General features: G+C 37.0%; 21 protein-coding genes. 14 read left to right on the forward strand and 7 right to left on the reverse strand.

Features of this window, described 5'->3' with window-relative positions; translation table 11 throughout:
- Entirely contained in the window at positions 1 to 546 is a 546-nt protein-coding gene (locus AWV75_RS12680; RefSeq protein WP_060874727.1) for a TetR/AcrR family transcriptional regulator, read from the reverse strand.
- Positions 547 to 843: 297 nt separating this feature from the next.
- On the opposite strand from AWV75_RS12680, the gene AWV75_RS12685 reads away from it, so the two are divergent.
- On the forward strand, positions 844 to 2,556 hold the full coding sequence (locus AWV75_RS12685) for a 3-ketosteroid-delta-1-dehydrogenase (protein ID WP_060874728.1): 1,713 nt from the start codon (positions 844 to 846) through the stop codon (positions 2,554 to 2,556).
- Positions 2,557 to 2,871: 315 nt separating this feature from the next.
- Entirely contained in the window at positions 2,872 to 3,780 is a 909-nt protein-coding gene (rlmF, locus tag AWV75_RS12690; protein WP_060874729.1) for a 23S rRNA (adenine(1618)-N(6))-methyltransferase RlmF, read from the forward strand.
- Positions 3,781 to 4,176: 396 nt separating this feature from the next.
- Here rlmF and AWV75_RS12695 read toward each other — a convergent pair whose 3' ends face one another.
- Positions 4,177 to 5,079 (reverse strand): LysR family transcriptional regulator, encoded by a 903-nt coding sequence (locus AWV75_RS12695; RefSeq protein ID WP_060874730.1) that lies wholly within the window; start codon positions 5,077 to 5,079, stop codon positions 4,177 to 4,179.
- Positions 5,080 to 5,364: 285 nt separating this feature from the next.
- On the opposite strand from AWV75_RS12695, the gene AWV75_RS12700 reads away from it, so the two are divergent.
- From AWV75_RS12700 to AWV75_RS12710, 3 genes are read left to right on the forward strand one after another with little or no spacing between them, the layout of a single operon-like run.
- The gene (locus AWV75_RS12700; protein WP_060874731.1) at positions 5,365 to 5,970 is read left to right on the forward strand and encodes an NAD(P)H-dependent oxidoreductase; all 606 of its coding nucleotides are present in this window, start codon (positions 5,365 to 5,367) and stop codon (positions 5,968 to 5,970) included.
- A 5-nt stretch (positions 5,971 to 5,975) separates the two neighbouring features.
- The gene (locus AWV75_RS12705; protein ID WP_060874771.1) at positions 5,976 to 6,263 is read left to right on the forward strand and encodes a putative quinol monooxygenase; all 288 of its coding nucleotides are present in this window, start codon (positions 5,976 to 5,978) and stop codon (positions 6,261 to 6,263) included.
- Positions 6,264 to 6,267: 4 nt separating this feature from the next.
- Complete coding sequence (locus AWV75_RS12710) at positions 6,268 to 7,251, forward strand: aldo/keto reductase (RefSeq protein WP_060874732.1); 984 nt, start codon at positions 6,268 to 6,270, stop codon at positions 7,249 to 7,251.
- Positions 7,252 to 7,354: 103 nt separating this feature from the next.
- Here AWV75_RS12710 and AWV75_RS12715 read toward each other — a convergent pair whose 3' ends face one another.
- Positions 7,355 to 9,613 carry an ATP-binding cassette domain-containing protein gene (locus AWV75_RS12715; protein WP_060874733.1) on the reverse strand — a complete coding sequence of 753 codons (2,259 nt, stop codon included), beginning with the start codon at positions 9,611 to 9,613 and terminating at the stop codon, positions 7,355 to 7,357.
- Positions 9,614 to 9,727: 114 nt separating this feature from the next.
- Between AWV75_RS12715 and AWV75_RS12720 the strand changes: the two genes are divergently transcribed.
- The 4 genes from AWV75_RS12720 (at position 9,728) to AWV75_RS12735 (ending at position 13,940) form a co-directional block, all read left to right on the forward strand.
- Entirely contained in the window at positions 9,728 to 10,147 is a 420-nt protein-coding gene (locus AWV75_RS12720; protein ID WP_060874734.1) for a MarR family winged helix-turn-helix transcriptional regulator, read from the forward strand.
- Positions 10,148 to 11,185 carry a S66 family peptidase gene (locus tag AWV75_RS12725; RefSeq protein WP_060874735.1) on the forward strand — a complete coding sequence of 346 codons (1,038 nt, stop codon included), beginning with the start codon at positions 10,148 to 10,150 and terminating at the stop codon, positions 11,183 to 11,185.
- Between the two features lie 258 nt (positions 11,186 to 11,443).
- Entirely contained in the window at positions 11,444 to 11,998 is a 555-nt protein-coding gene (locus tag AWV75_RS12730) for a cysteine hydrolase family protein (RefSeq protein ID WP_060874736.1), read from the forward strand.
- Between the two features lie 334 nt (positions 11,999 to 12,332).
- On the forward strand, positions 12,333 to 13,940 hold the full coding sequence (locus AWV75_RS12735; protein WP_060874737.1) for an FMN-binding glutamate synthase family protein: 1,608 nt from the start codon (positions 12,333 to 12,335) through the stop codon (positions 13,938 to 13,940).
- A gap of 135 nt (positions 13,941 to 14,075) precedes the next feature.
- Here the strand turns inward: AWV75_RS12735 and AWV75_RS12740 are convergent, their stop codons facing one another.
- Together AWV75_RS12740 and AWV75_RS12745 are read right to left on the reverse strand one after the other, a co-directional pair.
- Positions 14,076 to 14,510 carry a nuclear transport factor 2 family protein gene (locus AWV75_RS12740; protein ID WP_060874738.1) on the reverse strand — a complete coding sequence of 145 codons (435 nt, stop codon included), beginning with the start codon at positions 14,508 to 14,510 and terminating at the stop codon, positions 14,076 to 14,078.
- A gap of 146 nt (positions 14,511 to 14,656) precedes the next feature.
- Positions 14,657 to 15,322, reverse strand: coding sequence for a hypothetical protein (locus AWV75_RS12745; protein ID WP_060874739.1), 666 nt, complete (start codon positions 15,320 to 15,322; stop codon positions 14,657 to 14,659).
- A gap of 108 nt (positions 15,323 to 15,430) precedes the next feature.
- On the opposite strand from AWV75_RS12745, the gene AWV75_RS12750 reads away from it, so the two are divergent.
- The 5 genes from AWV75_RS12750 (at position 15,431) to AWV75_RS12770 (ending at position 18,201) form a co-directional block, all read left to right on the forward strand.
- A complete protein-coding gene (locus AWV75_RS12750; RefSeq protein ID WP_197429582.1) occupies positions 15,431 to 15,991 on the forward strand; it encodes a Crp/Fnr family transcriptional regulator in 561 nt (186 codons plus the stop codon).
- 352 nt (positions 15,992 to 16,343) lie between these two features.
- Complete coding sequence (locus AWV75_RS12755; RefSeq protein ID WP_060874741.1) at positions 16,344 to 16,769, forward strand: MarR family winged helix-turn-helix transcriptional regulator; 426 nt, start codon at positions 16,344 to 16,346, stop codon at positions 16,767 to 16,769.
- On the forward strand, positions 16,766 to 17,188 hold the full coding sequence (locus AWV75_RS12760) for an organic hydroperoxide resistance protein (RefSeq protein ID WP_060874742.1): 423 nt from the start codon (positions 16,766 to 16,768) through the stop codon (positions 17,186 to 17,188). The genes AWV75_RS12755 and AWV75_RS12760 overlap by 4 nt, the downstream gene beginning before the upstream one ends.
- Positions 17,189 to 17,191: 3 nt before the next feature.
- Entirely contained in the window at positions 17,192 to 17,563 is a 372-nt protein-coding gene (locus AWV75_RS12765) for a DUF1304 domain-containing protein (RefSeq protein ID WP_060874743.1), read from the forward strand.
- Between the two features lie 5 nt (positions 17,564 to 17,568).
- Entirely contained in the window at positions 17,569 to 18,201 is a 633-nt protein-coding gene (locus AWV75_RS12770) for a nitroreductase family protein (protein WP_060874744.1), read from the forward strand.
- A gap of 216 nt (positions 18,202 to 18,417) precedes the next feature.
- On the opposite strand, the gene AWV75_RS12775 is transcribed toward AWV75_RS12770, so the two are convergent.
- Positions 18,418 to 19,392 carry a 2-hydroxyacid dehydrogenase gene (locus AWV75_RS12775; RefSeq protein WP_060874745.1) on the reverse strand — a complete coding sequence of 325 codons (975 nt, stop codon included), beginning with the start codon at positions 19,390 to 19,392 and terminating at the stop codon, positions 18,418 to 18,420.
- A 465-nt stretch (positions 19,393 to 19,857) separates the two neighbouring features.
- Positions 19,858 to 21,018, reverse strand: coding sequence for a PepSY-associated TM helix domain-containing protein (locus AWV75_RS12780; protein ID WP_060874746.1), 1,161 nt, complete (start codon positions 21,016 to 21,018; stop codon positions 19,858 to 19,860).
- Position 21,019: the final 1 nt, after the last annotated feature.

Raw genomic sequence — 21,019 nt, forward strand, 5'->3', positions numbered from 1 at the left:
CTAGTATTGTAATCCTTGCACCAGTAAAGTCAAGGCGCGTTGTGCTTGTTGCTTATTTTTAGTAGCTGTAAATGCAGTAATTGCACCGCCCATCATCATCAATACGAGGATTAAATCTTCCTCTATCGTAAAGTCAGGACGCAATTGATTCGCAGCTTTAGCTTGTACCACCGAATTGCTGAAAATGGAAAATAAGAATTGAGAAGCTTCCTGGTTTTGTTCTTCTTTCATGTGTGGAAGTAACAGACTGTAATCTATTTGTAATTCTACGACCGCATGGAGTAGTTTAAAAAAAGCTTGGTCCTCATTTTTAAGCTGTTCGGCATAGCTCGCCAGTTGATTTAAATTATGTTGGAATACCGCAGCTATGAGGGCTTGTTTATCAGGGAAATTGCGATAACAGGTCATTCTTGATACTTTGGCAGCCTTGGCAATATCCGTTAAAGATACCTCAGGCCCCTGTGTTTTAAACAATTTTAATGCAGTTAGGATTAATATTTGTTTATTCTGCTGGGCATCTTTTCTTGTTGTGGGCTGTTCCTTCATTTTCTAGTTTTGATTCGTTTTCATCTTTCAAAGATAAATGTTTAAAGTGTTACAATGTGTAACATTTAAATAAAATGTTGTATCTTAGGGTTTTAGTTGATGGTTTAATCAGGGAGCGTGTTCATATACAACACATCTAAAACAGTAACTCGTCTTTGTGCGCTATGCATGACCTATTTTGAGTGATCATCTTCTCTCCATCAACTAGTTCAGGTTAATACATAGGTCAACCATAGTAAGCCGTGCTGTTTTTTTTGTAGATAGAAAAAGATTACCCTAATATTTAACTGTAAACAAATGAAAAATAAAAAAGTAAAAACAGGTGCAGTCCTAGAGCCTCAAACGGTAGACTTACTCGTTGTAGGATCTGGAACAGGTTTGGCAGCTGCTTTGGCAGCGTATGAAAATGAATTATCAACCCTTGTTATTGAAAAAACGCCTTATGTAGGAGGATCAACTGCGCTATCTGGTGGGGCATTTTGGATTCCAGGTAATCAAGTGCTGAAGAAGGATGGATCAAAGGATGATGTCCAAGATGGTCGACAATATTTAGAAGCGCTTATTAAAGGATATCCTCAAGAGCGATGGAAGGCTTTTCTAGATAAAGGAAATGCCGCGATAGCCATGCTTTATCGACAAACTGCTTTGCATTTTTTCTGGGCGAAGGGCTATTCCGATTATCATCCGGAAACACCTGGAGGATCAGCTACTGGGCGTACTTGTGAGTCCAAACCGTTTAATTTAAATCGCCTAGGTAAAGAAAAGGAACGCTTTCGCTTGGGCAAAATGGAAGCTCCTCTGCCTATGCCTGTAACAGGATATGATTATAAATGGATCAACTTGATGCTGAAAAAACCATTGAAAGCCTTTCCTATTATTCTGAAACGATTAACACAAGGGGTTGGAGGATTGCTTTTAGGGAAGAAATATGTGGCTGGTGGTCAAGCTATTGCTGCGGGGATGTTTGATGGGGTGCTTCGAGCGGGAATTCCCGTATATACAAATACAGCCCTTAAAGCCATTCAGGTAGACAAGGGGAGAGTGACAGGTGTTACGGTCATGCAGCAAGGAAAAGAAGTAGCGATTAAAACACGCTATGGAGTTGTTTTGGCCGCTGGTGGATTTGACCATAATATGTTGATGCGTCACCAGTATCAATCACCTACTTTGGTAAATGACTTGAGTTTTGGTGCAGAAGGAAATACAGGGGATGCGATTGTCTTAGGAAAAGAGATGGGAGTCTCATTGGCTAATATGAAAGAGTCTTGGTGGTTTCCAGCAGTTGCTCCAGTAACAGCCAAAGAAGGTCCTCAAGTACTTTTAGCAGAACGATCACTTCCTGGTAGTTTTATGATTAATGCTGCAGGAGAGCGATTTATCAATGAGTCTGTTGACTATATGACTTTCGGACAAACCGTACTACAACTGGAACAAGAACAGCACCCAGTTGGTGAAATGTGGTTGATTTTTGATCAAAAGTATCGCAACCAATATCTATTGGCAGGTTCTGTTTTTCCAATGATGCCTATTCCAAAGACGTGGTACGAACAAAAAATTGCTTTTTCAGCTTCTAATGCCGAGGAATTAGCAAAAAAAATACAGGTTCCTCTAGGTGCATTTGACCAAACTTTTCAACGATTTAATAAGTTAGCTAAAAAGGGTGTTGATACAGATTTTAAACGAGGTGAAAGTAAGTATGACCAATATTATGGGGATCCAACGGTAAAACCCAATCCTTGTTTGCGTCCACTTAAAGGAAAACTATATGCAATAAAAATCGTCTTGTCGGATTTGGGGACATGTGGTGGTTTAATGACGAATGAAAATGCAGAGGTGCTTTTAGAGAATCAGGAGAAAATAAAAGGACTTTATGCTATTGGAAATACGGCAGCGAATGTTTTTGGACCGGTATATCCTGGTGCTGGAGCAACAATTGGACAGGGATTGGTTTTCGGTTATATTGCTGCTAAACACGCTGCAAGCCAAAAGAAAATAGACAAACTGTCATAAGAACTCTCGTTCGTATTACTTAGATGTAGACAATCTCACAGTATACATACGTGTTTTTATATTACATGTAGCGGGGATATTATCTGTATAATATCTCCGTTTTATTTCTTTTTTTGGGTATTTCTATTCATCTCAATATGATGTACAAGGAGAAGTGAAGAAAGGGGGTATGATATTTTAGTTCAACGGTTAGCCTTTTTTAAAGAAAAAAGAGTAGATATAGTAAGGGCTTGGTGTTGTTTTACTGGAATTAAAAAGGGGGAACTCATAGGAAAACCATGGAAATAGTCTAATTTTGCACCAAAGATTAAGATAATGAAAGACGCTAAAAAAGTACAAAAGAAGTTACATGAACGCAATAAACACCAAAAGGGATATGATTTTGATCAATTGAGATTGGTGGTTCCTGAATTAGAAGCTTTTATTATCAAAAATCCATCGGGAAGGGATACGATTGATTTTGCTCTTCCTGAAGCTGTTGTATTGCTTAACAAAGCAATCTTGATGCAAGATTATAAAATAACGTTTTGGGAAATGCCTAAAACGAATCTTTGTCCACCAATTCCTGGACGTGCAGATTATTTACACTATATCGCTGATTTGATGGGCGAAGACAACGGAGGTAAGATTCCTACTGGTGGAGGAGTGAAGGTGTTGGATTTGGGTATTGGAGCTAATGTGATTTATCCAATCATTGGTGTGGCAGAATACGGATGGGAGTTTGTTGGATCTGAGGTCGATGTAGTATCGATTCAAACGGCAAGTCACATTGTGAATAACAACCCTCATTTGAAAAATAAAGTAACAATTCGCCAGCAAAAGAGCAAGCGAAATATCTTGAAAAATATCATTGGAGAAAAAGAATACTTCGATGTAGTCATTTGCAATCCTCCTTTCTTTTCATCTAGAGCAGAGGTATTGGCTAAAACAACCCAAAAGCTTCGAAATTTAGGCAAAGAGGTTATTGGAAAGCCTGTACAGAATTTTAGTGGTCAGAATAATGAATTGTGGTGTGAAGGTGGAGAAAAAGCATTTATTACGAACTATATTTACGAGAGTAAACACTTTAAAAGACAAGCGGTTTGGTTTACGACGCTCGTTTCAAATAAAGATAACCTAAAACCATTGCAGGCGTTGCTAAAACGATCTGAGGTAGCTGAAGTCCGTGTCATTCACATGGAACAAGGCAATAAAGTGAGCCGTATCTTGGCTTGGAAATATTAGAGGTTTATGCTTTGTAGGGGGTGAGGCGGTGAGAGGATGAGGCGGTAAGAGTTGTGCTTTTTGAAGTTGTAAGATTTATCGATTAAAGAAGGAACTCTGTTTTAATTAGAACATTTATTCCTCTTCTTTGTGAGGCGGTGAGAGGATGAGAGGGTGAGGTTTGCTCACGCCTAACTTCTCATCGTCTTATAATCTACACCCAGTAATCACCCTGAGGCAACGAAGGGTCGCATCTAGCGCTCACACCTAATACTGAACGGAATAACTAGCGTTGAGTACGGATACATCCCCTCTTTCGTCGGGTTGACATAGGAGAGGGTGAGATGGTGAATTTGTTCTTTATGAAGTTTGCTCACCGCCTCATCCTCTCACCGCCTCACCACCCATAACCCTAACTCATACGCTCCATTTCTCTTTAAGCAGTTCTTCCAATTGATTGATTTCTGCTGCATACATGGTTTTCTTTCTCGTGCCGAAGTACAAGGTGTTTTCTAACGGTTGGATTCCTTCCCATACTAGTTTAATCTTACCTGATTGAAGGCTATCCTGACAAAGGAAATCGGGTACAATAGCAAATCCTACACCATCACTTAGACAGCGAATAATAGAGCTCATATTGGGAACGATGTAATTCGGACTAAAATCAGGGTGTTGTTTAAAATGGGCCAACCAGAAATTCTTTAAGTGCTCCATATCTGCTGCGGTACTGTACCACAGCTGTTGTTTAAGCAATTCTCTTACTGCTGTGATTTGTTGATCTGCTAAACGTTGTTCGATTTCTTTCGTATCGGTTTGGTTACCCGCAATAAGTACCAATCGTTCTTTAGAGAAAGCGGTGTATTCCAGGTTTTGTTGATTTCCTTTTTGTGGGGTAATAATTAAGTCTAATAATCCGTGATCTAGATCCTGTTGCATTTGCGGATACTCGCCAAACTTAATGATTAGATTAAAGGGAAGAGTAGCGATATGTTCTTCTAATGTATATTGAAAGGTTTCAAAACACATGCCCACGCTAATTGTCGTGCGATCTGTTTGGGCGCGTTTGTGAAAATGTTGCTCTGCAACTTCTAGTTTATTGAGCGATTCTAATACAAAGTTATACAGTATTTTTCCTTTTTCTGTAGGAACCATTTTTCTAGCAGAACGATCAAAAAGTTTATATCCCGTATAAGCCTCTAAGGAGTTTAGATGTAAACTTACCCCTGGTTGAGAGATAAACAATTCTTGAGCAGCAGCAGATAGTGTGCCTGTTTCGTAAATCGCTTTAAAGGTTCTGATCCATTCTAGATTCCAACGCATAATGTATAATATTTATAATACAAAAGTAAGATTTAATTCATTACAATAGTATGTTGAGGCTATTGTAAATGGATGATTGTGCCGCAAATGAAGGAAGCCATACCATTGAGAGATTGTGTACTAAAAAAAGTGAAAATGCCCTATTTTATAGGGATAAAGGTGTGTTAGGTAGCATGGGATAAGTTTTTAACTATTATAATTCTAATAGTTTATTATAAGATAAGTTATTTTTCTAATATATATTAATGATAGAACTTTGTCTTATCAATAATTAAAATAATACCTATGAAAAAGATATTCATTATTAATGGTGGGCAGACGTTTGCACATTCGGGAGGTTTATTCAATAATACAGTAACCAATTGGACAGCAGATACGCTTGGTGAATTAGGTCATGAAGTACGCATCACCAACATAAATAATCTTTATACGCCAGCAGAAGAAGCTGAAAATTACAAATGGGCAGATGTGATCATTTACCATACACCTATTTGGTGGTTTCAAGTGCCGAATGGACTAAAAAAATACATTGATGAAGTATTTACGGCAGGACATAACAACGGTATTTACGCCAATGATGGAAGAAGTAGTAAGAATCCGGACATCAACTATGGTACAGGTGGATTAATGCAGGGAAAACACTATATGGTGACGAGTTCATGGAATGCTCCTCAAGCGGCCTTTACACTAGAAGGAGAGTTTTTTGATGAGCATTCGGAAGACGAGGGTGTTTTGTTTGGTTTCCACAAAATGAATCAATTTATTGGTTTAACCAAGCTAGAAGGATTTCACTTTCACGATTTAGAGAAAAATTGCACAGCAGCGAGATTACAAGCTTACCATCAAGACTATGTCGCACACCTAAAAAAACAATTCACTAACTTTATATGAGTATCATGAACATTAGTATAACTGCTATTATTAAGGCCAAACCTGAATATCGAGTGGAAGTTTTGGCTGTATTGCTTCATATGGTTGAACAAAGTCGCAAAGAAGCTGCTTGTTTGCAATATGATTTACATCAAGACCAATCCGATGCGTGTACGTTTGTTTTTTATGAGATTTGGCGTGATCAACAAGGATTAGATCAACACAATCAACAACCTTACCTACAAGAATTTGGTGCCTTAATAGGAACGCAATTACAAGAACAACCACAATTATTTATCACAAAAAAAATATAATACAATGGAATACAGAAAATTAGGAAATACAGATTTAGAATTATCCGCAATCACGTATGGTGCATTTGCTATTGGAGGAACGATGTGGGGAGGTAATGAACAAAAAGATTCTATAGCATCAGTGAAAGCATCCATTGATCATGGTGTAACGACATTAGATACAGCACCTTTCTATGGATTTGGGTTGAGTGAGGAAATGATTGGTCAAGCCATCCAAGGGTATGACCGAAGTAAAATTCAATTGCTTAGTAAATTTGGTTTAGTATGGGACGGAAGCAATAACGGCAAAGGAGAATTTTTCTTTAATGCTGAAGAAGGAGGGAAGCAAATTCCAGTATATAAATATGCTTCTAAAGCCAATGTAATCAAAGAGGTGGAAGAGAGTTTAAAACGCCTGCAAACAGATTATATCGACTTGTTGCAAATTCATTGGCCAGATCAAACGACGCCTATTGCAGAAACCATGGAAGCATTGGAACTGCTACTTCAACAAGGAAAAATACGCGCTGCAGGGGTGAGTAATTATAGTGTAGATCAAGTAAAAGAAGCTCGTCAAACGTTGAATATTGCGAGTAATCAAGTGGGATATAGCATGTTAAATAGAGGTATAGAACAAGATTTAGTTCCTTATGCCTTGGATCACAACTTAGGTCTTATTGTTTATAGTCCGATGGAAAGAGGATTATTAACAGGGAAGTACTTTAACGAGGGAAAGCTAAAAGACAATGACCACAGAAAGGGGTATTTTCAACAATTTGATTTAGCGAAAGTAGAAGCGTTTTTACAAGCGATTACGCCATTGGCCCAGGATAAAGGAGCAACACTTTCTCAGTTGGTATTGCGTTGGACCAGTTTGCAACCCGCTATTTCAGTGGTATTAGCAGGTTCCCGTAATGCAGAACAGGCCATTGCCAATGCTCAAGCGATGAGTATTCACTTGACAGAAGCCGATTTACAATTCATTCATGCGGAATTAGCTAAAATCTAATCGCAGGAAAGGATTGGTATATCAAACAAAAAAGCGCGAACCACAGTTCGCGCTTTTTTGTTTGCTTTATAGTGTATCCGCAATACACAAAATTGCGTGCTCCTTACATTCGAGCAAGATGTTTTTTTAGGTACTGACCTGTAACAGAATTAGTGTCTTGTATTAGATCCGTTACGGTACCTGTAAAGACGATAGTTCCTCCATTTTTTCCTGCACCAGGACCTAAATCAATAATCCAATCTGCTTGAGCAATGACATCTAAGTTGTGTTCAATCACAAGAACGGTATTTCCCTGGTCTACGAGATTATTGAGGTAATCCAAAAGTTTTTGTGTATCGCTTGGATGAAGCCCTGTACTAGGTTCATCTAAGACGATGATTTGATTGGTTTGTTTTAATTCTTTCGCTAATTTAAGGCGTTGTCTTTCCCCGCCAGAAAAAGAATCTAGGCGTTGCCCAAGGGTTAAATAGCCTAAACCCAGTTGGAGGAGAATAGAAAAGACGGACGTGTAATTAGGCGATTCCTTGAAGAAAATAAGGGCTTCTTCAACGGTCATATTCATAAGGTCTACAATTGACTTTTTGCGGTAGGTATAGTGTAAAACCGCTGGCTTAAATCCTGACCCTCCGCAAACTTCACAAGGTTGTTCGATATCATCTAAAAAAGCCAAATCAATTTTCTCTGTGCCCAATCCTTTACAATTTTCACAAGCACCTTCACTATTGCGGCTGAAGTATTTATCCGAAACGGCATTGGCTTTTGCAAATCGCTTTCTTACATCATCCGATAAGCCTAAAAAGGTCAGTATATTGGATCGTTGATTAGCGGTAAATGGCGATTGATCAATAATCGTAACTGCTGGATAATAGTGGGGTAGTACCTTGTTTAGGAGGGTGCTTTTCCCAGACCCTGCCACTCCTGTAACCACGGTTAGTACCTGTTGGGGTATTGCTACGCTTATGTTTTTTAAATTGTGCAAACTCGTTGGGCCAAGTTGTAAATAGGCCGTTGCTTTTCTTGGCGTCGTATTGCTTGTTGGAGGGGTAGCAAAGTAGCGTCCTGTGGCTCCTGGAGAGGTTGGAAGTGCTTCAAAAGTTCCCGCATAGCAGATCGTTCCGCCAGCCTTACCTGATTTAGGCCCCATATCAATAACCCAATCCGCTATTCTAATTAAATCAGGATCGTGTTCTACTACTAGAACCGTATTGCCTTTATCTCGGATTTGCTTGATGATGTTTGCAATATTGTGTAAATCCTTGGGATGTAATCCGATACTGGGTTCATCAAAAATATAAAGCAAATCAGTGAGGCTGTTGCCTAGATTTCGCACCATTTTAATTCGCTGACTTTCCCCACCTGATAGGGTTTCTGTTCGTCGGTCTAACGTTAAATACGACAATCCAATAGCAAGTAAGTTTTGAAACTTTTCTTTTAAATCGTCTAAAATAACTTCAAATGTATGAGATGGAAGTGATTGGATGAAATCCAGTAATTCGTCGATGGACAGGGCTGTAGCATCGGCAATATTCAACTGATTTATCGTACAAGATAAAATCGTTTTGTTTAATCGTTGTCCGTTACAACTAGGACAGGTTACGGTAGTTGTTACAAGATGTAAATCTTTTTTGCGTCTGCTGTTTTCTTTGGAGTTCTTCTTTAAAAATGTTTGTTCAATTCGCGGAACTAGCCCTTGGTACTTTACTGTTTTTCCCCATTCTTTGCTGGGATTTAAGGGTTTGTGTGTTGAAGCATATAAAAGCATGTCCCATTCTTCTGGGGTGTAATCGGCTAACTTTTTATCTGGATCGAAATAACCCGACTGTGTATAACGGGTTAATCTCCATCCTCCTGGTTGAAAGGTCGGAAATAAGATAGCTCCTTGATGTAGGGATTTGCTTTTATCCAATAGGGCTTCTAGGTTTACTGTTTGAGTAATTCCCAGCCCTTCACAGGTCAAACACATGCCCAGCGGATTATTAAAAGAAAAAGCGTTGGAGTAACCAACAAAAGGAGTACCCATTCTCGAATATAACAAGCGGAGGGAGGCGTAGATATCTGTAGCTGTCCCAACGGTAGATCGGGCATTACCTCCAAGTTTCTTTTGGTTGATTAAGATGGGTACATTTAAGTTTTCTATTTTATCTACATCAGGAATCCCCAAGTGCTGCAATCGATTGCGCGTAAAACTGTCTTGTGTCTCATTGAATTGACGTTGAGCCTCGGCTCCAATCGTTTTAAATACCAAAGAAGATTTACCTGATCCAGAAACTCCTGTAAAAACGGTGATTTTATTTTTTGGTAGGGTTAAGGATAGGTTCTTGAGGTTATTTTGTCTTGCATTTATGACGCGGATATCTTTCATAGCATTTAACCTTGTTAATACTTAACAAAGTTAATGATTGTTTTGAAATAGAAAAGAATTGAAGTCTCAAATTAATAGTTAACTTTGTTAAAGAATAAGGAAAGAAACGAGAGGATGAAACGTAACGAAAAAGAATTTTATAATCTTTTTACAGCACTTCAATGTTCTGTATTAGCCAATGCGAGTAAAAGTAGTACACATGGCATTACAGCTACGCATTATACTATTTTGGAGTATTTGTATCACAATGATAAAAGTACAGGGAAACAAATAGCCTGTGACTTTCAAATTAGTGCAGCTGCAATCTCTCGACAGATTAAGTTTTTACTGGAACATAACTTTATTCAACAAACACAGTCTACAACAGATCGTCGAACGTTTTATATGAGCCTAACAAAAAAAGGCAAAGACGTCGTTGCCCATTCCGAGAGTTTCAGAGCGAGCTTTACTCAAAAGGCATATGAAGTATTAACCAAAGAAGAAATAGAAGTGTTTCAAACACTTTTAGCCAAAATAGTACAATCAACAACATAAATGAAAACATTAGTACAACCACAGCGCTTACAAAAAGGAGATACCGTAGCAACGATTTCCTTGTCTTGGGGTGGAGCAGGTGATTTGCCTATCCGTTATCAAGCTGGTAAAAATCAGCTTGAAGAACAATTTGGATTGAAGGTTGTTGAAACAACACATGCGTTGCAATCGGCACAATGGATCTATGAACACCCAGAAGCAAGGGCTGCTGATTTAATGGAAGCCTTTCAAAATCCTGAGATTAAAGCTATTTTTTCTACTATTGGAGGAGAGGAAAGTATGCGTCTCCTCAAGTACATTGATTTTGATATTATTCGTCAAAATCCCAAGATTTTTTTGGGATTTTCAGATACAACGGTAACGCATTTCATGTGTTTAAAAGCGGGATTAAGTTCGTTTTATGGAACTTCAGTTTTAGTTGGCTTTGCAGAAAATGGTGGTATGCATGCGTATCAAATAGAAGATATCAAACGCACGCTTTTTAGTACAGCGCCTATAGGAGAATTAAAACCCAATAAGGCAGGATGGACCACAGAATTTTTAGATTGGTTTGATCCTTCTTTGCAACCGATAAAGAGAACACTTACCCCTAGTGAAGGATGGGATTTTGCAAGAGGGAAAGGGAAAGTACAAGGTCCTTTGATTGGAGGGTGTATGGAAGTCCTAGAATTAATAAAGGGAACGATACTATGGCCAGAATTGGAGGTATGGAAAGGGGCTATTTTATTTTTAGAAACCTCAGAAGAAAAACCAGCGCCTTTTTTTATCAGGCATTGGTTGCGCGGGTATGCAGCTATGGGGATTTTAGAGGTAATACACGGTTTGATTATTGGGCGACCGTATGATAATCTGTATGCTGCGGAATATAAACAAGCGATTTTGCAAGTATTAGATGAAGAGGGATTGGGAGGTTTACCTGTAATTATGCAAATGGACTTTGGTCATACTTGTCCAACATTTACCTTGCCATATGGGCGATTGGCAGAAATTGATGTGGAAGCAAAGCGCTTTGCTATTTTAGAGGCTGGTGTGCAATAAGAAGGAGAATGTAAAGAAGTCTTTTTGTTTGTAGTAAGATGATTCTTAACACAATAAAATCACATAAACCCTAGATTTTTTGTATCTTAGTTCATTCAGCTATTCGTTTATTCTTCTTGATTGAAAAGAAAGTACAAGCATAAAAATTTGAACTTCTGTTCAGGTAAATAAAAAACCGATTAGTTCACTAATCGGTTTTTTCAATTATACGGTAAAATAGTTTGTAAAAGTATTCATCCAATTTAAAATCGCAATAAAATGAAAAAAGCATTGTTAATCGTTGATATTCAAAATGATTATTTTGAGCAAGGAGCATGGGAATTAGTGGGAGCCACAGCAGCAAGCTTACAAGCACAGAAAGTACTCCAACATTTTAGAAAAGAGGATTTACCCATTATTCACATTCAACATGTTGCCGTTGGTGAGGGACTGCCATTTTTTAAACCTAATACACAAGGCGTTGAAATACACGATCATGTAAAGCCTATAGCATCGGAAATGGTCATTGTCAAGCATTATCCGAATAGTTTCAAAGAGACTGCCTTGTTGGAATATTTGAAAGAAAATAAAATTACCTCTTTAGTTATCATGGGAATGATGACCCACATGTGTATTGATGCAACTACGCGAGCAGCAAAGGATTTCGGTTTTGACTGTACGGTTATTTCGGATGCTTGTGCATCAAGAGATTTGGAGCTGCAAGGAAAGACAGTAAAGGCCTTGGATGTTCATACCGCCTTTTTATCGGCCTTGGGATTTGCTTATGCCGATGTTGTACCTGCTGATGTATATTTGACTTCCACTAGGCAATAAGAAATTTTTAAAAGCATCTTTACACTTAAAGATGCTTTTTTATTATGATAGAAGTACCATGCTGTATGGGTTTTGATTTTCAATGGCTCTTATTTCATCCTTCGATGTATAGTCTTAAAGTTCCTTAAATTGACACACCATACGCGCTCTTTTTGTCCTTCTACTTAAAATCAATATGAATTTGATTGTAAACTGTAATTAATATTTTATTATTTATTTTTAATCTGTAATTTTATGGTTAAATAATTGATTATTTTATTTTTGGATCAGTCTAGTAATAAATCGGATTTTCTATTGTTAGAATAGAAAGGAGGATTAAAAACCAGTTAAACCTATGCGTAAACAATTCGTCGTTTTTTCAACATTACTTTTAATTGTAATGCTTCTACTTTCTATATTTTTAAATAAGAATTGGAGCATCTTTTTTGTAATTGTTCTCTTTTTTGTGATTATGGGGTATCAGGATATGTACCAAAAGAAACATACACTGAGGCGTATTTATCCAATTTTTGGCCGACTTCGCTATGTGATGGAAGAACTTCGACCTAAGATGTATCAATATTTTATTGAATCAGATACGGATGGTAAACCGATTAGTCGTATCGACCGCGCAACAATCTATCAACGAGCTAAAAAAGAATTGGAAACAGTTCCGTTTGGAACGCAACTAGACGTTTATGCGGAGGGATACGAGTGGATGTGTCATTCCATTGCGCCAAAAGCATTTGACAAACTAGATCACAATCCTCGCGTACTGTTTGGTAATAAGGACTGTAAACAGCCGTATTCGGCTAGTATTCTCAATATTTCAGCCATGAGTTTTGGTTCTTTAAGTGCACAAGCAGTAGAAGCGATGAATGGTGGTGCAAAATTGGGGAATTTTGCACATAATACTGGAGAAGGAGGGATTAGCCCTTACCATTTGAAAGGGGGAGGAGATTTAATTTGGCAAATTGGTACGGGATATTTTGGATGTAGAGATGAAAAGGGAAAATTTGATCCAGCTTTATTTGCTGAGAAAGCAAAACTACCTAATGTTAAGATGATCGAGTTGAAGATTTCACAAGGGGCCAAACCTGGACATGGAGGAATACTTCCCGCATCTAAAAATACAGTGGAAATTGCGCAAATCAGACACGTGACACCTCATACTATTGTGGCTTCCCCACCGTATCACTCGGCTTTTAATTCTCCATTAGAATTGGTTGAGTTTATTAAAGAATTGCGAAACTTATCAGAAGGTAAGCCCATTGGGTTTAAACTGTGTATTGGCCACAAAGCAGAGTTTATCTCTATTTGTAAGGCGATGGTTCACTTAGATACTTATCCTGATTTCATCACAGTAGATGGTGGAGAAGGAGGAACAGGAGCTGCTCCCCAAGAGTTTTCGAATTATATTGGAGCACCAATGTTAGATGGATTAGCTTTTGTGCATAATATTTTAACTGGAATGGGAATTCGCCAGCACATTAAGATTATTGCTTCTGGAAAAGTAACTTCTTCGTTTCATATTGCGCGTGCTATGGCTTTAGGAGCAGATACATGTAATTCCGCTCGAGCAATGATGATCGCTGTGGGATGTATTCAAGCCCTTTTATGTAACACCAACCGTTGTCCTACAGGAATTGCTACGCAAGACCCTAAGCTGACCATCGGCTTGGACGTTGCTGATAAAAAAGTCCGCATGGCAAATTACCATAAGGGAACGATTGAGAGCTTTGTTGAATTATTAGGAGCTTCGGGACTGGATGATATGAAAAACATTACGCGTACCCATATTTATAGACGTGTATCATTGAACGATATGTTGACGTATGAAGAAATTTTTCCGTCTCTAAAAGTAGGGTCTTTACTAGAAGGGAACATACCCGATCGATACAAACAAGATTTTGAATATGCAAATATGAACCGATGGGGGATTTCAAATGAAAACCAAGCCTAATTAGGCTTGGTTCTTGAATCCGCTTCAAAACAAAAATCCGTGCCTAGTTAACTAACTAGGGATGGATTTTTTGTTTAATAGAATAAAAAAAGGCTGTCTCCTTCTTTTGAGACAACCTTTAAAAGTTGCTTTGGATTATTTGGTCTGATATAAAGGAGTAATATCCATATAAATTAATGTTTGACTAATTTTATTGTTTTTGATTATAAAGATATCTGTGACAGGAAGTGTAATCTTACTGCCATCTAATCTGATATAAGTAACTTCCATCTGCGCGACAATAGAGCCAGGTTCTACCCAAGTTTTTAAAATAGTATGTTTTGTGCTTTTAACAGAGGAAAAAAAATCTGTTTGCGCTTTAAATACTTCTTTTTTACCTGTTGCAGGTGGAAAGTTACCAAATTTAAAAACAGAGTCGTCCGTTATTATTTTAGCAAACAACATTGGATCTCCACTATCAATAGCACTTATAATTGTTTCTATTTCAATTTGTTTTGGGGCTTTTTTACTCTGTGCGACAACTAGAGATCCAATCATAATCATCGTCAATACAATACATAGTTTTTTCATAATGTTAAATTTAAAATACAAAGTTATCCTTCGTTGTTGAGTTAATTATTGAACTAATGCAAGAAATGAAACGAAGAGATTTTTATAGTGGCTTTCGTAAATTTCATTCTTGTTTCATGTATTTGTGTAATGAAAACGCTATTAAATTAGAATAACGTAGTCCCGACAAATACTCCTATATTTTGTTTATAGGTTGCTTTTGGGCCATAAAAATCTAAATTAGCACCAATACCCATTTTTACTTTTTTATACGTAACGCCTATTCGTAAATCAATATAGCTTCTATCGTGTGCTTTATGATTCAAATCATAGTTGTATAAGCCTTGGACTCTTCCATAAAAACGTAAATTTTCGGTTAGGCTTGGAAAGTATTCAAAGATTAGGACATTTTCTATATTGTGATTTTCAATAAGATCGACTCTAGGCATATTAACTAATACAAAATCTTTACCCAGGAGCGTGTGACTTAATCCAATCGTGGGTCTTGTTCCTATTATGTTGTTGGTCCACATACCTCCATGAATCGATACTCCTTTCAAAAGCTCATACGAAACTGTTGCCAATACCATTGTCTCATTTTTGTCTTTATTATTGTCATAAGTATTCAACAGGTCAACAGCACTAAAAAATCCCCATCTACTTTGAGCAACTATTTTCTTGTTGACTGTCATTTTCAGGTTAACAGCTTCTGTTGTAAATAGCGCTTCTATTGGAATAGGTGTTGTTGAAAGTTCACTGTTTGCTTGTTTTTCTTGTGCAAAAGAAGAAGATACCAAACAAAGAAAAATCAAAATAGGTATACTAAATCTCATTGTGTATAGTTTTAGTTAGATGTATTGCTCAAAGTTCTAGCTTAAGTAGTGAAAAAATATTAAATTAGTTTAATAAATTATACTTTGTTTTGCATTATGGGTCAATTTTTGAATTATATAAATAAATATACATTACTTCAAGATGAGGAAGCTGAGCAGATTTTGTCCTACTTTGAGACAGAAGAAATAAAAAAAAATGAATTTATTTTAGAGCAAGGAGAGATATGTAGATACAATTATTTTGTTCTTAAAGGGTGTTTGAGAATTTATATTTTCAACGATGCAGGAAAGGAACAGATCCTACATTTCGCTATTGAGAATTGGTGGATTTCGGATTTATCTAGCTATTTTAACCAAACAAAATCGCGCTGTTATATACAGGCTTTGGAAAATTCTCAAGTGATTAAAATTAGTTATCAGAATTACAATCAATTAGTAGTTGAAAATCAAAATTTCAGTCAATTCATGAGAATCATATTTCAACAATCGTTTACTAATCTACAGGAGCACTTTGTTGATACATTAAATAGAAATGGAAAAGCTCGATATTTAGATTTTATTCAAAAACATCCAAATTTGGTTCAACGAGTTTCCCAGTATATGATTGCTTCCTATTTGGGATTAACACCTGAATTTATCAGTAAAGTAAGAAAGAAAATAGTTCAGTAATTTCTTATGTATAGTAATAGGATAGAGGTAAAACCAAAAAATCCATAAATAGTTACGCTTTACGGATTTTTTTGGTCTTTTAAGTCGGGATGGCAGGATTCGAACCACTACTTGTAAATATTTTTTAATCAGCTAGTTGTATTATTTGTTTGAAGCCAGCCCACCTAATAGCTCACCAGTAATGAAGTCTCTCAGTGCCCATGTATGAAATGAAAGCGCGCATTACATTTAATCTCAACTTAGTTTTTTATTGTAAGGATGTAATAGGTGAACTATTAATATTTTGTAAAATTATATTGTGCACAATATAATTGAATGTATATTTGTATAACAATTTTATAATCATAGTTGTATGAATGATTCTTTAGCACTTGAAAATCAAGTTTGTTTTCCTATATATGCGCTGTCAAAGACGATTATCAATCAATACCGTCCTTATTTGGAGGCTTTAGATATAACGTATCCGCAGTATTTAGTATTAATGGTATTGTGGAAGGAGAAACAACAGACGGTAGGGCAATTGGGTGAAAAGGTATTTTTAGATAGTGGTACACTAACGCCACTTTTGAAGCGAATGGAACAAAAGGGAATCGTTGTTCGAACAAGAGGGCCAGAAGATGAGCGTGTGGTCAAACTATCTTTAACAGAAAAGGGGATAGGATTAAGAGAACAAGCAAAAGGTATTCCACAAGAATTAATGAAGGCGATGCATGTTACTGAAGAAGAACTAATCGCTTTAAAAAATAGTATAATGCATATTTTAAATAAACAAAAATGAAAAAATTGTATGAAATTGGAGCCACAGCTACGGGAGGTAGAAATGGCCACGTAAAAAGTGAAAACGGTATTTTAGATTTACAAGTGCGTATGCCAAAAGCCTTGGGCGGAGCAAACGATGACTTTGCAAATCCAGAGATGTTATTTGCTGCAGGTTATGCTGCTTGTTTTGACAGTGCACTTAATTTAGTGATTAAACAGCAAAAGATTAAAACTGGAGAAACTGCAGTGACAGCCAAAGTAACTATAGGTCAATTAGACGCGGGAGGTTTTGGACTGGCAGCGGAATTACACGCTAATATACCTGGTGTTACCATAGAGGAAGCTAAGTTACTAATTGAAAAAGCGCATCAGATCTGCCCTTATTCGAATGCAACTCGTGGTAATATGGAAGTGGTATTAACAGTTTCTACGAACTAATTTATGTTTGCTATACTTGCAATTGTTCTTGTGGTTTTCGTTATCATAGAACATATTTATATCGTTTGGATGGAAATGTTTGCTTGGGAAACAGCAGGAAAGAAAGTATTTGGCAAATCGTTACCTCATGAATTATTTACCCCTACCAAAGCACTTGCGGCTAATCAAGGGTTATACAACGGGTTTTTAGTTTTAGGCTTGCTTTGGTCCTTTGTTGTTCAAGATGAAATCTGGAGTGTTAATCTTCGGTTGTTTTTTCTTGGTTGTATAAGTGTAGCTGGATTATATGGGGGACTAACGGCTTCGAAGAAGATCTTTTTTGTACAAGGGGGTCCAGCGCTTTTAGCCCTTCTATTTATATTAATTTCAAAATAAAATACATGTCATTATTAGACAATTTAAAATGGAGACATGCTGTAAAAGCATATGATCCAACAAAAAAAATAAGCGAAGAAAAAATTAATCAGATTGTTGAAGCGGCGCGTTTAGCTCCAACCTCTTCTGGATTGCAACCATTTAAAGTTATTGTTGTACGTGATCAAGCACTTAAAGAACAATTAGCAGCAGGTGCTTTAAATCCGGAATGCATGAAAGACTGTTCTCATGTATTAGTTTTTGCCGGATGGGATCGCTATACAGAAGAACGCATTGATGAAGTTTTCAATTTTACAACAGATGAACGCGGCTTACCACGTGGACGATTTGACAGTTATACTTCCATGCTGAAAAAAATGTATTTAGTACAACCACAAGAAGAAAATTTTGCACACATTGCTCGTCAAACGTATATTGCTTTAGGATTGGCACTAGCACAAGCAGCAGAATTGAAAGTAGATTCTACTCCTGCAGAAGGGTTCAGTAATGAAGTTGTAGATCAAGTTTTAAACTTACACGCGCACGGGCTAAAAAGTGTTTCTCTGATGTATATTGGAGTGGCAAACCCAGAAAATGATTGGATTGCACCAATGAAAAAGGTGAGAACTCCAAAAGGAGAATTTGTCATTGAAATGTAATCTAATCAAATGATGGATTGCATTTACCTGATTGAAGGATATTAGATTAGTGCATTTGCACTCGAAATTGCCTTCGGGATTTGGGGCGTAATAAGCTAGGGAAGCTATAGATAAGTTGATGAATGCTTGATGTATTTTAATGATAAAGAGCATTGTCAATACACACAAACAGCAGCAATCGAAGAGATGCTGCTGTTTGTGTGTATGATAGATAGATTAACTATAAATCTCGGGATTAACTAGTGTCGGCATTGGTTTTCCCTCTATAAAAGCGACAATATTTTCTGCGGCTACTTTTGCCATTCCTTCACGTGCTTGTTCAGTGGCGGAACCAATGTGAGGAAAAATATTGATGTTCTCAAGTTCAAGTAGGGGAGAATTGACAGGCAAAGGCTCTTGTTCTGTAACATCTAGTCCTGCGCCGAAAATCACACCGTTGACAAGAGCATCATATAAATCACTTTCTCTGATAAATCCCCCTCTAGCAGTATTGATTAGCAGGGCATTCGATTTCATCTTTGCAAAGGTGTCTTTGTTGAATAAATAGTGTTCTTTTGGCGTGTAATTGGCGTGAATACTGATTACATCTGCTGTTTGCAGTAAAGTCTCAAAGGAAACATAAGTAGCCTGAAGTTCGCGTTCTGCATTTTCATTTCTACTGCGGTTATGGTAGATGATCTTCATGTTAAAAGCAGCTTTACATTGTTTGGCCATTTCATAGCCTATTCGCCCCAAACCAAAAATACCTATTGTTTTGCCATGTAGTTCTTGTCCTAAATGAGCCAAAGGATTAAAATGGGTACTCCAACCACCCTTTTTAACTTTTTCCAAATTAAAAGACGCTTTACGTGCCGTCATTTGCATCAGTAAAAAAGCAGTATCTGCAGTGGCATGACTCAACACATCAGGTGTATTAGAAAGAGCTACTTTTCGCGCTGTTGCTTCCGCTATATCTACGTGGTCATAACCTACGGAATACAATGCAATAGCTTTAATATTTGGACATTGTTCAAAGAAATCACGGTCAAGGTTTACTTTGCCTACACTGAGAATTGCATCACTTTTTTGGCAGTATGACAACCATTCTTCTCTACTTAATTCGTCTTTATTCGGTAAAATTAATTCAATATCCTTGTGATGTAAAAGTTGCATACCAATAGTTGGAATGCGTTTATTTAGAAATACTTTCATAGTAATTTAGTTTTTTATGACGCATTTTTTGAGTAGTTCCATAAAAGTACAATTTTTAGGTGAAAAAAATGATTATAACAGCTAAACTAACAGAAAGAGAAAATAGTTGTACTATTTGTTGACTAACGCTTAAATAACAAGGAAGGAGAAGAAACGTGTCTTTCTGTTTTTGTGAGCCTATTTACTTTTAGTTTCAGGTAAACAAAAATAAAAGCTACTTTTTACGATAGGGAAACAGTGCTTTGTGTGGAGTGATGATCCAGAAAAAGACTTGCATCTTGATTGAGATTTTCAATGCAGATTGACTAAAGGAGAAGCAAAGCTATACTTTGTATTGTTGTAAGTGATTTAGAAGTTGGATTTGCAGCAAGATATCCAAACGCAGTTTAAAGCTTTAAATTCTGTTGGATATTTTCTGCTGTACAAAGGATCATAACGGGTACTTGTATGGAGTACCCGTAATAGTTATTTTTTCTTTTTTTTCTTTGATTTATTGTACCAAATAACAAATCCAGTAATCGGTAAAGAAGCACAAATTAAGGATCCGATAAAGGCCATAATTTTAGTAGGATAACCCCAGATGGTTCCAACATGCAAATCATATTTTAGCGAATTAACCTTACTTCCTAAAGCAATGCTTTGGTAGGTATGATTTTGTAAGGAAGTGATTTGCCCTGAATTTTTATCAAAATAAATCCACTCGAATTTACTTGTTTTATCTTGTTCTAATCGCACCTGTAAATTGTGTTCTGTACTGGTCTTATCTCCCAATCGGAGTGACACCATATCAGCAGTTGGAAAAGTTTGAAGCACATACTGTACAGCATTATCAAGCGTATTGGAGTACACTTGATCCACAAAATCAAATGCAGTAGGTTCCATAACCTGAAACTTAGCCTCATCTACTTTATTTAACGTCTTTTCGACAGACTTACTGAATGTAGGAAAGGCAAATAGTATTCCTGTAAAACCAATAAGAATTGCGAGCACAAAACTATACATGCCCAATAGGTTGTGAAAATCGTAATTTAGTCGTTTCCAATTGACCGAAAAGTCAAAGGCAAAACTTCTTTTAAATGTTTTTCCTTTCCATTTTTTTGGCCACCACAACAGGATTCCTGTGATGCTGATAACAAGAAATAAAACGGTACTACCTCCAACCACCCATCCACCATATTTACTGCCTAACCAAAGGTTGCGATGTAGTTGTAAAACCTGGTAAAAAAATTCGCGTTTGCTATCTTCTACTTGTTGTACTTGCCCAGTATAGGGATTAATAAACACGCGTTTGTAATACACTATTTCATTGCCGATGCCGAAAGCTTCTTTGTCTGTTTTTAAGGCTCGAAATACCCAAGTTCTGTTTTTAGCGGGATAGATATCTACTCGATTAATGGGGTAGTCTTTTCCCACAGCTTCTTGAGCCAAACGCTCAACTTCTGAATAAGGTAACGTTGCTGTATTCGCTTCATTCTTGTCATTTACAAGATAAAAATGATCGGGATAAACTACTTTTTTTAAATCATCATGAAAAACATAGATACAACCTGTAAGACTGACTACGACCACGATAATACCCGTAAACAATCCCAACCATTTATGTAACCATAAAAGAAATTTCTTCATG

This window comes from Myroides odoratus (assembly GCF_001549985.1).
In the GTDB taxonomy this organism is placed as follows: domain Bacteria; phylum Bacteroidota; class Bacteroidia; order Flavobacteriales; family Flavobacteriaceae; genus Flavobacterium; species Flavobacterium odoratum_A.

Excerpts from the sequence above, each read along its gene's own strand:
- AWV75_RS12715 (WP_060874733.1), bottom strand. The coding sequence starts at position 9,613 with ATGAAAGATATCCGCGTCATAAATGCAAGACAAAATAACCTCAAGAAC.
- AWV75_RS12740 (WP_060874738.1), bottom strand. The coding sequence starts at position 14,510 with ATGAAAAAACTATGTATTGTATTGACGATGATTATGATTGGATCTCTA.
- AWV75_RS12765 (WP_060874743.1), top strand. The coding sequence starts at position 17,192 with ATGTTTGCTATACTTGCAATTGTTCTTGTGGTTTTCGTTATCATAGAA.
- AWV75_RS12755 (WP_060874741.1), top strand. The coding sequence starts at position 16,344 with ATGAATGATTCTTTAGCACTTGAAAATCAAGTTTGTTTTCCTATATAT.
- AWV75_RS12710 (WP_060874732.1), top strand. The coding sequence starts at position 6,268 with ATGGAATACAGAAAATTAGGAAATACAGATTTAGAATTATCCGCAATC.
- AWV75_RS12680 (WP_060874727.1), bottom strand. The coding sequence starts at position 546 with ATGAAGGAACAGCCCACAACAAGAAAAGATGCCCAGCAGAATAAACAA.
- AWV75_RS12705 (WP_060874771.1), top strand. The coding sequence starts at position 5,976 with ATGAACATTAGTATAACTGCTATTATTAAGGCCAAACCTGAATATCGA.
- AWV75_RS12725 (WP_060874735.1), top strand. The coding sequence starts at position 10,148 with ATGAAAACATTAGTACAACCACAGCGCTTACAAAAAGGAGATACCGTA.
- AWV75_RS12720 (WP_060874734.1), top strand. The coding sequence starts at position 9,728 with ATGAAACGTAACGAAAAAGAATTTTATAATCTTTTTACAGCACTTCAA.
- AWV75_RS12735 (WP_060874737.1), top strand. The coding sequence starts at position 12,333 with ATGCGTAAACAATTCGTCGTTTTTTCAACATTACTTTTAATTGTAATG.
- rlmF (WP_060874729.1), top strand. The coding sequence starts at position 2,872 with ATGAAAGACGCTAAAAAAGTACAAAAGAAGTTACATGAACGCAATAAA.
- AWV75_RS12695 (WP_060874730.1), bottom strand. The coding sequence starts at position 5,079 with ATGCGTTGGAATCTAGAATGGATCAGAACCTTTAAAGCGATTTACGAA.
- AWV75_RS12700 (WP_060874731.1), top strand. The coding sequence starts at position 5,365 with ATGAAAAAGATATTCATTATTAATGGTGGGCAGACGTTTGCACATTCG.
- AWV75_RS12770 (WP_060874744.1), top strand. The coding sequence starts at position 17,569 with ATGTCATTATTAGACAATTTAAAATGGAGACATGCTGTAAAAGCATAT.
- AWV75_RS12780 (WP_060874746.1), bottom strand. The coding sequence starts at position 21,018 with ATGAAGAAATTTCTTTTATGGTTACATAAATGGTTGGGATTGTTTACG.
- AWV75_RS12760 (WP_060874742.1), top strand. The coding sequence starts at position 16,766 with ATGAAAAAATTGTATGAAATTGGAGCCACAGCTACGGGAGGTAGAAAT.
- AWV75_RS12685 (WP_060874728.1), top strand. The coding sequence starts at position 844 with ATGAAAAATAAAAAAGTAAAAACAGGTGCAGTCCTAGAGCCTCAAACG.
- AWV75_RS12730 (WP_060874736.1), top strand. The coding sequence starts at position 11,444 with ATGAAAAAAGCATTGTTAATCGTTGATATTCAAAATGATTATTTTGAG.
- AWV75_RS12745 (WP_060874739.1), bottom strand. The coding sequence starts at position 15,322 with ATGAGATTTAGTATACCTATTTTGATTTTTCTTTGTTTGGTATCTTCT.
- AWV75_RS12775 (WP_060874745.1), bottom strand. The coding sequence starts at position 19,392 with ATGAAAGTATTTCTAAATAAACGCATTCCAACTATTGGTATGCAACTT.